The sequence below is a fragment of the Brakhagea slesvicensis genome, from assembly GCF_052161625.1.
GTDB lineage: Bacteria > Planctomycetota > Planctomycetia > Pirellulales > Pirellulaceae > JBKCUI01.
In genome coordinates, this window is record NZ_CP197412.1 from 5,339,219 (window position 1) to 5,352,644 (window position 13,426).

The following is a 13,426-nucleotide window of genomic DNA, read 5'->3' on the forward strand; positions in this document are numbered from 1 at the left end:
GTGTTAAGGGGATTGTCGGTTGGGTTTTATTGAGGGACGACCAGCCCCATGGCTCGCTGTCCCAAGGTGGATTGGCTAAAGCCTCGCCCCAAGTGATCTAGCTTGCGATAGAGCAGGACGGTGGGGACTTGGGCGCTGGCGTCGATAATGGCTTCCACACGTGCGTATCGTGCGGACTGCTCGAAGTACCCCACACTTTGCACACGCATGCAATCACCGCCGGCGGTGATCAGTGGAGCAATCGTTTTCATTTGTTGAAGGGTGATAATGCCCTCGACCAGCGGCCAAGTCTCGTACTTGCGATTATCGGTATCAGAGGACATTCCTCGGGCCTCGAGCAACGCGTCTAAAATCTCCGTCGTCATTCCGGGCAAACCTCTGAGGATTTCGCGCGGAGCCTCATTTATATTAATTCGACCAGGCAGGGTCGTCGCAGTTACTGCCGTCAGTTTCTCCATAATCATGGGCATGTACAACGCCATGGCGACCGGTTGGTTCACCAACGGGGACGTAAAAGTGACTTGCTCGCCGTTCAACTGGGCAGTGAATTCGGCGCCGACCAAATCCAAGACTTGACGGACACGTCCTGACGGTGGGTTGGCCGTATCGATTCCGATCGACTCGAAATACTCGGCCTTCCATTCCATTCGCTTCCCGCCGTTATTTCCGCCTGGGGTTCCGACGACCATTCCCCCCCCTGGTCCCATTCCGCCACCGGGTCCGCCATTGTTCCCTCCACGGCCACCGTTGTTGTCACCTCGACCACCATTATTTCCACCTCGGCCGCCGTCGTTATCTCCGCGGCCGCCATTGTTATCACCACGGCCGCCGTCACGTCCGCCATTTCGCCCGCCTCCGGGACCTTGTCCGCCTTGACCGGGGCCGCCTTGACCGGGCCCACGACCGCCACCCTGAAAGCCTCCTTGTCCACCTTGACCACCCCCTTGTCCACCGGGCTGGCCTGGTCTTCCACCTTGGAATCCTCCCCGGCCCCCTTGTTGCAAGAACGAAGACAGCATGAGCGGTTGCTGCAGCATCAACGGGAATGTCTCCAGGACAATCTGAGAACGTCCTCCTCGTCCTCCGGGAGCTCCGCCACCTCGCGGGAATCCTCCGCCGGGATTACCCCCAGGGCCACCGCCGGGTCCGAAACCACCGCCGGGTCCGCCGGGGCCTCGATTTCCGCCTCCGGGTCCGCCTTGTCCACCGGGGCCTCCCTGTCCGCCTGGGCCACGGCCACCGTTGTCACCTCCTCGGCCACCGTTGTCACCTCGGCCACCGGGTCCCCCCCCCTGTCCGGGGCCACCGCCGCCGGGGCCGCCACCTTGACCGGGCACGCCAATGACGCCCCCTCCTCCCATTCCGGCTTGCCCTGCCCCCTGCTGGTTTTGCATGTACCGATACGCCAGGATAAAACTGGAGAGCTCGGGGCCAACAGCCGCTTCCAGCTCCGTTTGGAGGGTCGCGATATCGGTATTGTTGATGTTGATTTTCGGGGAACCATCCGACATGGTGTTCCGCTCTTTGGAGTACAACGTCAAGTAGACAGCCCAGCCCAAATCGGGGCTCTCGGTCGCTGTTTCTTCATCGCTACCACTGACGTAGTCTGGGGATTCTCCAAGCTGCGACAATGCCGACTCCTCGGCAGGGTCAAGGACACCGTTACGGTTTTGGTCCAACCCGAAGAGCAAGTCCGGAGTGACGCCTCGCACTAACAGAAGTTGCTCGATCGACTGCAGCGGGCCATTGACCGGTGCATAAGGGGTCGACAGCGTCATGTAATAGTCCCGTTCCGCCCCATACTCCCGTGGCTCATCGTCTTCATCGACGAAATCCAGAATGGCATCGGCGACATCTTCCGTCATACCTGGCAAGGCCATCAGCAACTCGCGTCCCACGCCCCCGGCGGCGGGTTGTCCTGTCCCGCCTCCTGAACTGCTGCCTCCTGATAATCCACCTGATGCACCAGAGAGACCACCTGCTCCCATCGCACCACTGCCTCCTCCGCCTCCACCAGATGCCCCGCCGCCAGCACCACCGGCACCGCTAGCGCCACCCGCAGTCCCACCGACACCTGCTCCTCCGCCTGCTGCGCCTCCTCCAGAACCGGTTGCCCCTCCGCCAAGCCCTCCGCCGGCCGATCCTCCCAGCCCAAGGCTGGAAAGGTCTTGCCCCATGGCTTGCTGAGCGATCTGAGCGACGCTGAATTGCTTGTCGATGATGGGTAGAACATTGACATTGAGTCGGGCGGATTCATTGTGAAGCCCGAATCGAACGCCCGCATAGTAGCCCTCTTCATCCAAATCAGGGGCGACGAGCGAATAGTTGCAAACGTTCATCTCCCCCTTTCCTTGAAAGACCGAGATGGCTTGGAAATAGTCAGGATTGCTATAGGTCCCACCGGCCTCCACACGTTGATCGCGTGAGTACGAAAGGAACAATCTCGCCGCGTCGATTCCGGAATCGGCGGCATAACGCGCTTGGACAGCTTCTCCAGCAAGAATCGATTCTTCGTGACCGGTAAGCATCGACCGGGAATACGCCAACGCACCAAGCGAAATGGCAGACACGACGAGCAATACCAACAGCAAAATGAATCCACGCCGCTTGGACTGCGAGGCTTGACTGGATTTTCTTTTTCTGAGGATTACTTTTTTCGAACGTCTCATCGTCTCTTCCCTCCTTAAAAACCCATTGAACTCGTACCGCTGCCCGACGCTTGGGGAGCGGATAGCAAATGGGCACCTGGGATGATCGCGTTGATGGAATAGACATCGACGCCGAACTCCCTCATGGTTTCCGGTGTGATCGAAGACATCATTACGCCTGGTTCCATCGGATTGGTGCGGGACTTGCCTTCCCGCTGCAATGCGATCGTAATTTTGATGACCTTCGGCAATCCTTGAACACTGCTGTCCCACTGAAGTTGCCACATCGTTCCATCGAAATATTGAAATTCGATGGAAATCACTTCCGTGGCGACCAATTCGCCAGTTCGAAGGAGCGAGTCCGTCGAAGCTTGCTCGTACGCATATTGAGTGATCGCCCGGTCGAGCGAACGCCGTACTAATCCTCCTGGGCCTGCTGAAGTTGTTTCGATTCCTGCACCGAGGACCGGCAATCCTCCGAGTGGATCTTTCACGCCGTCCGGCCTGGGAGCTTGAACGTAGTAACTCACCGTTTTGATATCGCTGGGCATATCCCCAAGCGTTCCCGTGGAAACATCTCCCTCGGTTGCAAAGTACTCGTCCGGCCTGGGAAGCTTGCTGATATCGATTTCGATAGATGTTTCGCTGCCGTAGATTCCCGGAGGCAATGTCGCGACTGGGGCAGTTCCTGTATCCGCGGTTCCTGTACCGCTCGTGGGAGATGCGCTCCCGCTCATCGCGTCTGCGCCAAAGGGGCTTGGGGCCCCTCCCGATCCGTTGCTTGCCGAAGCGGAAGCACCGGCAGACGCTCCCCCCGCTTGCCCTCCACTGAGAATCTCACTCAACCCGCTGGAGTCGAATGGCTGGTAGCGAACCGTGGCGCGAATATCTTCGGCGATCATATTCAAGACGGCGCGAGCCAACTGCGCTTGTTTGACCTGATCGCGTCCCGAACTTTGATTGATCAGATAGAGCTGAACCAGCGAACCGACCAAACCGGCGACGACGGCGGTGAGCATCAAAGCCAGAATCAATTCCAGCAAGGTAAATCCGGATTTGCGAGGAGCACTCATTACTGAATCCCTCCTGTCGAACCACTCGTTGCACCGGTGCCAGTTGCCCCCGTCCCTGCCGTTCCTGCACCGCTGGCCGCTGGGTCGCTGGAGGGGGGGCTATCCAAGCCCAGGCTAGGATCGATGACCCATCGCACGATGAAAAACAATTCGGGGCTACCAGTAACCGGGTTGGGGTTATCGGTAACAGCCAATCGCAAACCGATCATATTCTCTCGCTCGGTCGTACTGGATTCCAATCGGTAATACCATTGCCCTGGGAGCGAACCGTCTTCATTGAGGGTCCAGTCGAGCGGTTCCATCGGTATCGCCCCGACCAAGACCTCGGCCATTTTCGATTCGCAAAGCATTTGAGCTTGCGCAAGCTTTTGGGCCGACATGGCGTTGTCAGTGGCTTGCCTGGTGATCTGTGCCAAGAGCGCAGCCGAAACCGCAAGGATCGCCAACGCCAAAACGACCTCTAGCAAGGACAATCCATGGCGTGAGGCTCGATGTTTCCCAACCAAGCCTTGGGAACGACCAAGCATCGGAAGCGGACGTTGAGCTCGAATGGCTTCGGTGTTTCTTTTTGCTTCGAACTGCATCATGGCTTCAAGGTGCTCCTGATGGGGTCGAGGCTTCGATGGCGGGCAACGTCGATGGGTCGACGGAGGTGGTGGGATAGAAGCTGATTTGCCCCGTCACCCCTCGCAATTGAACGACCATTCGTCGGCCTTTTTCATCGGCCAAGACAATCTGCGCGGTAGTCGTCGATCCGTCTGGATAAAGGAGGATGGGATTCGATTCGCCACCCGCGACGGGTGCTGCCGCCCCTGCGACGGGAACGCTTCCCGTTTCCGTTTCGATAGCAGCTGCATTGCGAGTGTCGATCAACGTATCGATCGAAGCGAACTGAACGCCCGTCTCCAATTCTTGAATCTCGCTCTCGGTTGACGTCGAGGAGGTCGCAACACCACCTCCGGCTACAGCCTCGGTTTCGACCACTGCACCGGTCGCGTCTTGCACCGTGGCCCCAGCCGAAGCGTCAATGTCATCATAGGTTCCGAGCCACGCGTCGATCGAGTAGTCGCGACCATTCAAAGTCGCCTTGAAGACTTGGGCTTGCCCATTCTTCATCGCCTCCACGCGGGCTTCCGCTAGATCATTCGCCAGCTTCTCCGTCGCATTGCGAAGCCTGCGGCTCGAAATCATCGATTCAAATGTCGGGGCCGCGATACCAGCCAACGCAACGAGAATGGCCAAAACGAGAAGAACCTCGATCAAGGTCACGCCTGCTCGAGCGGCGGACGAAGTCTGCGCGACCGGCGACCACGAAAGGGAGCTGTGCCAAGTCGAAAAGCGTTGGCTCCTCGTTGATGACCGTCCTTTCGTTGACATGGAATGGGATGACCTGCAAAAAAAGGAAATCGCCATCCGATGGGGATGGCGGCGGTGGTCTCGGACGCAAAGGAATTGCGCCCGGCTCTCTTCCCACATCGTCCTACAGACGACGTGCAAAGTAATTACGGAGTGATGTCGTCTTGGGTTCCCGACTGCCCGTCGGGACCAAGGCTACGCAATTCAAACGCCGATCCATTGAGTTTGTATTCGTACGGGCGATTCCAAGGATCCGCAGGAACCGGTTTGTCAAGCTTTTGAACCCACATCGACGGATCGGCCAGATCGCTGGGTTGTTGGTGCAACGCGTCGAGCGCCGAAGGCAACGCCCCGACTTGGATTTGATATTCCTTTAGGGACGTTGAGAGGATCCCCAACATCGCCTTGGCTTGGTTCTTCTTGGCTTGATCAAAGGTTCCGGTCAAGGCACGGATACCGAAGCCCGCGATCACAACGATGATGATGAGAACCAAGAGGACTTCCATCAACGTGAATGCACTGCGCTGACGGCCTCTGCGAATTGGTCTTCGTTTCATAGTGAATATTCCTTTCTTACGAGTCTTCCAATGGACGTGGTGGTGGGAGCGAGGTTCCGTAACGGATTACAGAGAGCTCGCGGAATTGATGATGGGGAGCATGAGTGCCAAGACGACGAACATCACCATGCTCGCTAGCACGAGCAACATGACGGGTTCCAACAAGCGGACCACTGTTTCCAATCGCCGAAAGGTGGTCCGTTCCAAGTTGTCTGAAATGGTCACCAAGACATTGTCGAGGTTATTCGACTCTTCTGCAATGGATATCATTTCAACAACGGTCATGGGAAAGTGTCCGGATTTCTCCAACTGCTTTGCAAGCCTCTCCCCTGCGGTGATTTCTTCGCTGGCCTTTTGTACCGATTCCGCCAGGATAATATTCCCGGCAGCATGCCTGCTGATCTCCAGCGAGCGGAGCAGTGGTACGCCGTTTTTCAACAACGTTCCCAAGACTCTGCAGAAGCGGGAAACAGCCAGATTTAGAAACACCGAACCAAGCAAAGGTGTCTTGATTTTTGCCAAATCGGCGTTTCTTTTCCCTTTTTCGGTTTTCAAGTATTGATTGAGCCCCAAGCCGATCAGCGCGATCGCTCCGAGAACGACCCACCAAAACCGCTGGACAAAACGGCTTAGCGCGAGCAAGACTTCGGTCGCCTGCGGTAAGGCTCCCTTTTTTCGCATCTGTTCGAAGATCGAATCGAATTGCGGGACGAAGAAGATGAGCAGGACGGTGACGACAATCACACCGACGCTCATCACGAAGACCGGATAAGCGAGTGCACCGGCCGTCTTCCCCTTCATTTCTTCTTGCTGTTCGATGAACGAACCGACTCGTTCCAACGCGTCCTCGAGGAACCCACCTTCGGCTCCCGCACGGACCATGTTGACCCCCATGTCATTGAAGATCCGAGGATAGCGGGACATTGCATCCCCTAACGATTCCCCCTCTTCGACCCGACTTTTGATTTCCGAAACCGCGTTTCGCAATGTCCGACTGGACCCGGATTGGGTGGAGAGAACACTGAGGGCCCGAAGCATCGGGACACCGCTGCGCAAAAGGGAAGCGAGTTGTTCATAAAAGCCCGCCATCTGGGTACCACCGACCCGACGAGTCTTCTTGACCTGCGAACCTTTATTCAGCGTAATCGAGATCGGAAATAACGACTTCGCACCCAACTGAGATGCTGCATCTCGTTGGCTGTTGGCGGAAATCGTACCGGTGATCGACTTGCCCTTCATATCTCGGGCAGTGTAAGCAAAATCTGGCATAGGAGATTATCCGAGATGATCTCCCTTGGTAGCACGCAGCACTTCATCAATGCTCGTCGCGCCTTCCATCGCCTTGCGGAACGCATCATCTCGCAGCGTTAGCATGCCGGCTTCGATCGCAGCTTGCTTGATTTCAAACGAACTCTTTCGGTCGTGGGCCAACTGACGCACTTTTTCGGTTGTCGCAAGCAATTCGTAGATACCGAACCGACCTCCATAGCCGAGGTTTCGGCAAACCCTACAACCGACGGGGCGATAGAGCGGACGCCCCTCGAGCTTGTGCCAAGGAAAGTCGCGAGGCATGTCCTCAGGCTTCGGAGTATAAGGCTCTTTGCACGAAGGGCAAAGACGTCGAACAAGCCGCTGCGCCATGATGCCTTCCACGGTACTGGCGACCAAGAAAGGTTCGATTCCCATATCGACGATCCGCGTAAAAGCACCCGCAGCGTCGTTGGTGTGCAAGGTGCTAAAAACGGTGTGACCGGTGAGGGAGGCTTGGATCGCATTTTCCGCTGTCTCCGCATCCCGAATTTCCCCAACGAGCACGACGTCGGGGTCATGACGCAGAATACTTCGGAGCGATGCAGCAAAGGTGAGTCCAATCTTGGGATGGACCTGGATTTGGCTAATCCCTTCGAGCTGATACTCGACTGGATCTTCCGTCGTGATGATCTTCACTTCCGGGGACTTGATCTCCAGGAGCGAGCTATACAGTGTGGTCGTCTTTCCGGAACCGGTCGGGCCTGTAACAAGAATGATTCCGTGAGGAAGGCGGATCAGTTCGCTGAAGAGTTTGTAGGTCGCCTCTCCCATTCCGAGATTGCGAAGATCGAACTTCATCGAGCCTTTGTCGAGGATCCGCATGACCAAGCTTTCGCCGTGAATCATCGGAATAACAGAGACCCGCACATCGACCTCTCGACCGTGGACACGCAGTTTGATTCGACCGTCCTGAGGAAGTCGTTTCTCGGCGATGTTCAGTCGGGCCATGATCTTCAAACGGGAAATGATCGCCGCTTGGAATCGATTGATCTCGGGAGGAACCGGTTGGGTGGAAAGAATACCGTCGATGCGGTAACGGACCACCAGCCCGCTAGCCTGCGATTCGATGTGCACGTCACTAGATCGAGAATCGACCGCTTCCACGAGCAATTCATTGACCAACCGGACGACCGACGCTTCTTGGGCTTGCTCTCCAAGCTCGCTGCCATCGGCCTCGATCTTCTCCAACAATTCGATTTCGTCGTCTTCGGCTTTTGCAGCCATCAAGCCTTCGATGGTCTCGCTACCGACCCCGAGGTGCTTCTTCACCAGCTTGGCGATTTCCGACTTTTCGGCGACGAGCGGGACGACTTGGAGCCCCGTCGCTGCCGCGGCTTCATCGATAGGATAAAGGTCCAGCGGATTATGGGTGGCGACAAATAACTGCCCCCCCTCTCGCTTGATCGGAAAAAGACCGTGGCGATAGATCAGCTTTTGTGGGAAGGTCTGCAGCAGGGACAGATCGGGCGCAGCTTCGCGCAAGTCGATAAAATCCAGGCCAAATTCGTCGGCGACTGCGCGGAGCGCGTCTTCTTCCTTGGCAAACCCGGAGCTGATGATGCTCTCGAGGATCCCGCCGCCGTTCATGTTATTGCGGGATTGGGTAAGTTGCTCCTGCGTGATCAAGCCCCGCCGAAGCAGCAATTCGCCTGCCTCTGTAATCATGCCTAGTTTCTCGTTCCTCGGTTGTTGCCGCCGCGGTTTCCGCGATTGTTTCCACCACCTTGGTTGTTACCACCCTGTCCGCCTCGACCGGATTGAGCAGGATTGAACCCGCCATTTCCTCCGAAGCCCCCGCCTCCAAACCCGCCCCCGCCTCCGAATGGGAATCCGCCGGTTTGTTGCCGACGTTGGAATTGGCTTGGGTCGAACGTTCTTCCGCCGCCGTTGTTGGTGGGATTGGTGGTGGGAGTCGTACCGCTCGCGTTGGTCGAAGTCGTTCGGGCACTGGCACCGAACACCGAATTCAAGGTGTTCTGGATCAGGACCGGGTTGACATCCCCGTCAAGTGGTACGGTCAAGATGGTTTGTTCGTCCTCGGCGGCCGCCTCATCCATCTTGGTCACCAATGATTTTACTTGATTGTAGAGGTATGGGGGACCCACAACGATCAAAGCATTGTTCTTTTTGTCAGCGCTGATGGTCATGGTCTGCTCCTTCAGTTCCGACTGAGCACTCCCTCCACCCCCGCCACCTCTCCGGTTTCCACCCCCTCGGAGCAGATTGATCAAATCCTCCGGTGAAGGCTGTCGCTGCCCACCCCCGGCCCCACCCCCCTGCTGCTGCTGTGCGATCTGGGCTGCAAAAACTTGCTTTACAATGGGCTCGACCTCTTCGACCGGAGTGTTCTCCAAATAAACGATTTGGACGCTCCCTCGGGTTTGGATATCGACTTCACTTTGCTCGACATCGATCATGGTGAGGATGTCTTCGACGAAGAGCGCATCCATCGGATTGGCCTGAATCCAAAGCGCATTGAGCCGCGCATCTGGGGTGATTACCACTTCTCCGACGGTCGCAGCACCTGACACCGTGGTCGCGGCTGCGGTTGATCCACCCCCGCCACCGAAAAGGCTCCCAAACAAACCGCCCCCTCCGAGAACGCTCGAAGCGACATCCCCCAGCAAACCACCCCCTCCGCTGCCACCTGTGGCCTGCTCGCCAGCGATGACGCTCTTTACCAGCTCAGCGGCGGCATTGGCGGTGATATGTCTCAAAAAACGAATGGTGGGCTCCGCAGGGGCATTCCGCATCTGGTCTTCGGCGACTCGTAGCAGCTGATCGAACTCGCTCATCGCTTCGGGATCGTCGCTGGCAATGATCAGCCCCGACGGCCCCTGCATGATGGTGACTTCCCCTTTACCGGACTTCGTATCCTCGACGGTCTCTTGCGACGAGGTCGGTACGACTGGTTGCTTAGCCGACTGCGAATCCTGTCCTTCGTCCTCCTGCTTTTCGTCGTAGTTCGCGACAAGCACTCCTTCAGGGACGGCCTGAAGCGAGGCACGAGGAGCATCGCTTTCGCTCGGTTTGCCGCCGATCTCCCCGTCGCCAGTCGGTTTCGCTTTGGTCGCGTCATCTTTTGGCAACGAGATCTTGATTCGGGAGCGACTCGCTTTGCGGAGCAGTTCCAACTGTTCCAACAATCGATCGGCCGCTTTGCCTCGCAACGGAATGACGCGAACTCCGTCCCCTAGACCTTCGATCTTGGGGCCCGATTCTTCCACTTTGCTGATCAGCATTCGAATCTGATCGACTTCCTGCTTGGTTCCCTTGACCAGCAATCTGCGGCCCGCAGGATCGCCGTAGAAAATGGGGCCTTTGATCGCCGCGGGGTCTTTACCGGTCGAAGTCGATTTGCCATAGAACTTCTCCAGCGTCAGGACCGCTGCGTTGGTGTCGATATTCCCCAAGGGAATGATCTCGAACTCGCTGGATTGCCCAGCCAACTCATTGATGAGCTTCTCGATGAAGTCGTGGTCGGTCTTGGTCGCTCGCACGATGATGTTGTTCGTTTTGGGATCGAGCGCCATGTTGATGTTAGGCTGACCGGCAAACGTCGATTGGAGAACGTCCATCGTCGTCGTGGGATCCGACCCAAGAAGCAGATGGCTCCTAACAAACGGCTGCTCCGAAGCTGCCATCTTGGTAGTCGATTCGTCCGGCTTGACGTCGAGCTCCTTGACGATGTCGCGAAGCTTTTGGAGTTTGTCAGCGGATCCCGTGGCGAACATCGTGTTCCCGAACGTATCGGTCGAGATGCTGATATCCTCGGCGCGATATTCATTATCCTTGATGTCGAGAAGAGCCCGGGCAATCGAGAGGACTTCTTCCGCACTGACGAATTTCAAGGGAAGACGGACGATCTTTGCCGACCGAACCCCATCTGGATTTTCGGATCGATCGATCGTTTCACGGATAATGCGAAGCTTGCCACCCGTCTCGGTGACCAAGATTTGGCCAGCGGACTGAATCGGGACGATCGATCCGTGTGGACCGATCAGTAGCTTGATCTCTTTTTCGATATCCTCGATGCTAGAACGCTCCAAAGAGAATACAGTTTTGATAATCTCGTATTCGCCTCGCGAGTCAAGCTCTTCCGGGGGAACGAGCTCCGCCATTTCCCGTAGAAGCGATCGCATGACGTCGGCCGATTCGGCGCTGGCCAAATCGATGCTCATGAGAATCCGTTGTTTCTTGACCAGCGTGTAGCCCTTGCTCAAGAGCACACTGTTCATGATGTCCATGGCTTGCGCGACCGTGTACCGACGGTATGGATCGCGATACGTGAAAGTCCCTGTGGGATAGGCGTCGACCTGCAGGCTCAACTCTGCCTCTCGGGCGATCCATTTAAGAACCTCCGACCAAGGAGCAGCGTTGAAATTGATGAGGAGACCGTCGTCGGGCCCCGATACCAGTTGGCTGGATGACGCGACCAAAGGATTGGAATCCGAAGGCACACCACTGGTGCTGGGGGCATCGGAGGGAGTTGAATCGGAGGGACTCGCTGCGGGGGCTACAACGTCCGCCGTCGCCGGCGCTCCTGTCATTTCCGACCATTTACCCTTTTGCTCGTCGGACAAGACCGCGACGAGGCGGTTTTTAATCTCCGCGTCGGCTTTTTCGGCTCCCATGGACCTGAGCAACGCACTTCGCCCCTCAAGGACATTACGTACCTTTTCCGATTGCTCTGGCGTCACCTGCAATTGGCCGGCAACTTCCGGATCCAAGATCGCGATGGGACCCAATCGTCGCAGTCGCCATTGCTCGGCGGTCGCGCGTTGCGCTTCGCTAAGAAATTCATATCCTTGCTTTTCGATCCCGCGAATGGCCTCCATTTGCCGCGTACGGCGTTCGGCAGGAGGAGCACTGCGGAGAGTGTTGGCCAAATCAAGGGCTTTGGATTCGTACTGCTTGATCAACAAGCTCAATTTTCCGAGTTGATCGTCGGAAAGCCCCAGTTCTGCCGCTTTCTGGGGGTCGGTGATGACAGCGAGGACCCCGACCAACTCCGGGTTCCCATCCGCAAACGCGGGGGAAATCGCGGTAGTAGCAAGGAGCAGTGCCAAAACTCGGTTACGAAGGCTTCGGTTGGTATTCATGGAAAAGAACGAATGCAAATGAAGAAAATTGCGCCGCACTTCGACTCTAGTTGCCTGGCAACCATTCGCTAGCGGCTAGTGAACGGTTGGGTGCGTAATGTCCGAAATCGCGTGCCAAATATCGGAATCAGCACCGAAAAAAGGGCTTCCAGATGCTAAAACCGGCACACTCTTAACCCGCGCGGCAGTCAAAGGTTCCGTTGGAAGGCTTCAGAGGGCCTAAGATCGGGGGGGAACCTGGAATTTAAGTAATCGGTCGGGCAGCGTCGATCTGTCGAGGATGACAGATCGACGAGGGAAGCAGAGCGGCCTTATCGCCCTCTTTCTCTCTATTTCTTCTCTTGGAAGACGCTTTGGGCGAACCAGTAGAGGCTGCTGCTCCAGTGTTGGGGGTCGTGCCCGTGCCCATCGACATGCCACACATGGGGGATTTCGTTTTCCTTCAGGAATCGGTGCATGTTTTGACTGATGCGGATCAATCCGTCTTTGTTTCCGCACGAGATCCACAACAACTTCAATTCCTTCTTCGCCTTGTCGACGTCGGAAATGAGTTCCTGGGGGGACTTCGTGTTGGGGGCTGCGGAGAAGGGCCCGACCCAAGCGAAACGGTCCAAGTTCCCGAGTCCGAAGTTAAACGACTGACCTCCACCCATGGAAAGACCTGCGATCGCTCGCTTCTCCCGATTCGCGTCGACGGAGTACTTGGCTTCGATCGCTGGGATGACATCCTTGAGAAGGTCTTGCTCAAACGCGGCGAACGCAGGAGCGCTCTGCATCACGTTCCCTTCGGCTCGATCGTTCTTCTGGGCACGGCCGTTGGGCATGACGACAATCATCGGGACGGCCTTGCCATCGGCAATCAAGTTGTCGAAGAGGTGATTGGGCGAGGCGAAACGTACCCACTCGTTTTCATCCCCCCCGATGCCATGCAATAAATAGAGGACCGGGTATTTCTTATCGCTCGTATAGCCCGGGGGCGTGTAAACATTCATCTTGCGAGTCGTACCGACCGATGTCGATTCGTATTCCACCAATTCGAGTTTGCCGTGCGGAATCCCTTCTCGCTCTTTGAGGAACCCGTCCGGAGGCGCGTCATAGGCCGCCACATCGTCGGCTTCTAAGACAATCGGTGCACCGAAGCCACGCCCCCCTCCCCGCCGAGGGTTCAATCGCTGCGGATCCTCGGTGTTCTCGGGTGGTTGCCCCGGCTTGGTTTCTCGCGGCGCACCGGAGCCCGGAGTACCGGTGTCCTGCGCACTGGCGAACTCGCAATTGCCGAAAAGAGCCGTAAACAAAAGGCCACCTATAAACCAATTCGCTTTCATCATTCGTTCCTACCAGAATAGGGAGAGGAGATGCAGCCCCATAGCTGCCACCGC

9 protein-coding genes are annotated in these 13,426 nt (G+C 56.9%); all 9 read right to left on the reverse strand.

Annotated elements, in window-relative coordinates:
• Positions 1 to 26: 26 nt before the first annotated feature.
• Positions 27 to 2,669, reverse strand: coding sequence for a hypothetical protein (locus tag SH467x_RS20335; protein WP_482368919.1), 2,643 nt, complete (start codon positions 2,667 to 2,669; stop codon positions 27 to 29).
• Between the two features lie 14 nt (positions 2,670 to 2,683).
• A complete protein-coding gene (locus SH467x_RS20340) occupies positions 2,684 to 3,721 on the reverse strand; it encodes a prepilin-type N-terminal cleavage/methylation domain-containing protein (RefSeq protein ID WP_482368920.1) in 1,038 nt (345 codons plus the stop codon).
• Positions 3,721 to 4,308, reverse strand: a complete 588-nt coding sequence (locus tag SH467x_RS20345; protein WP_482368921.1) for a type IV pilus modification PilV family protein — start codon at positions 4,306 to 4,308, stop codon at positions 3,721 to 3,723. The genes SH467x_RS20340 and SH467x_RS20345 overlap by 1 nt, the downstream gene beginning before the upstream one ends.
• A gap of 4 nt (positions 4,309 to 4,312) precedes the next feature.
• Positions 4,313 to 5,098, reverse strand: coding sequence for a pilus assembly FimT family protein (locus SH467x_RS20350; RefSeq protein WP_482368922.1), 786 nt, complete (start codon positions 5,096 to 5,098; stop codon positions 4,313 to 4,315).
• A 125-nt stretch (positions 5,099 to 5,223) separates the two neighbouring features.
• A complete protein-coding gene (locus SH467x_RS20355; RefSeq protein WP_482368923.1) occupies positions 5,224 to 5,634 on the reverse strand; it encodes a type II secretion system protein GspG in 411 nt (136 codons plus the stop codon).
• A 66-nt stretch (positions 5,635 to 5,700) separates the two neighbouring features.
• The gene (locus SH467x_RS20360) at positions 5,701 to 6,903 is read right to left on the reverse strand and encodes a type II secretion system F family protein (RefSeq protein WP_482368924.1); all 1,203 of its coding nucleotides are present in this window, start codon (positions 6,901 to 6,903) and stop codon (positions 5,701 to 5,703) included.
• A gap of 6 nt (positions 6,904 to 6,909) precedes the next feature.
• Positions 6,910 to 8,610 carry a GspE/PulE family protein gene (locus SH467x_RS20365; RefSeq protein ID WP_482368925.1) on the reverse strand — a complete coding sequence of 567 codons (1,701 nt, stop codon included), beginning with the start codon at positions 8,608 to 8,610 and terminating at the stop codon, positions 6,910 to 6,912.
• A gap of 2 nt (positions 8,611 to 8,612) precedes the next feature.
• Positions 8,613 to 12,047, reverse strand: a complete 3,435-nt coding sequence (locus tag SH467x_RS20370) for a secretin N-terminal domain-containing protein (RefSeq protein ID WP_482368926.1) — start codon at positions 12,045 to 12,047, stop codon at positions 8,613 to 8,615.
• 329 nt (positions 12,048 to 12,376) lie between these two features.
• Positions 12,377 to 13,375 (reverse strand): alpha/beta hydrolase, encoded by a 999-nt coding sequence (locus SH467x_RS20375; RefSeq protein ID WP_482368927.1) that lies wholly within the window; start codon positions 13,373 to 13,375, stop codon positions 12,377 to 12,379.
• Between the last annotated feature and the right edge of the window lie 51 nt (positions 13,376 to 13,426).

Coding starts and splice junctions, on each gene's coding strand:
- SH467x_RS20355 (WP_482368923.1), bottom strand. CDS start 5,634: ATGAAACGAAGACCAATTCGCAGAGGCCGTCAGCGCAGTGCATTCACG.
- SH467x_RS20345 (WP_482368921.1), bottom strand. CDS start 4,308: ATGATGCAGTTCGAAGCAAAAAGAAACACCGAAGCCATTCGAGCTCAA.
- SH467x_RS20340 (WP_482368920.1), bottom strand. CDS start 3,721: ATGAGTGCTCCTCGCAAATCCGGATTTACCTTGCTGGAATTGATTCTG.
- SH467x_RS20370 (WP_482368926.1), bottom strand. CDS start 12,047: ATGAATACCAACCGAAGCCTTCGTAACCGAGTTTTGGCACTGCTCCTT.
- SH467x_RS20375 (WP_482368927.1), bottom strand. CDS start 13,375: ATGATGAAAGCGAATTGGTTTATAGGTGGCCTTTTGTTTACGGCTCTT.
- SH467x_RS20360 (WP_482368924.1), bottom strand. CDS start 6,903: ATGCCAGATTTTGCTTACACTGCCCGAGATATGAAGGGCAAGTCGATC.
- SH467x_RS20335 (WP_482368919.1), bottom strand. CDS start 2,669: ATGAGACGTTCGAAAAAAGTAATCCTCAGAAAAAGAAAATCCAGTCAA.
- SH467x_RS20365 (WP_482368925.1), bottom strand. CDS start 8,610: ATGATTACAGAGGCAGGCGAATTGCTGCTTCGGCGGGGCTTGATCACG.
- SH467x_RS20350 (WP_482368922.1), bottom strand. CDS start 5,098: ATGTCAACGAAAGGACGGTCATCAACGAGGAGCCAACGCTTTTCGACT.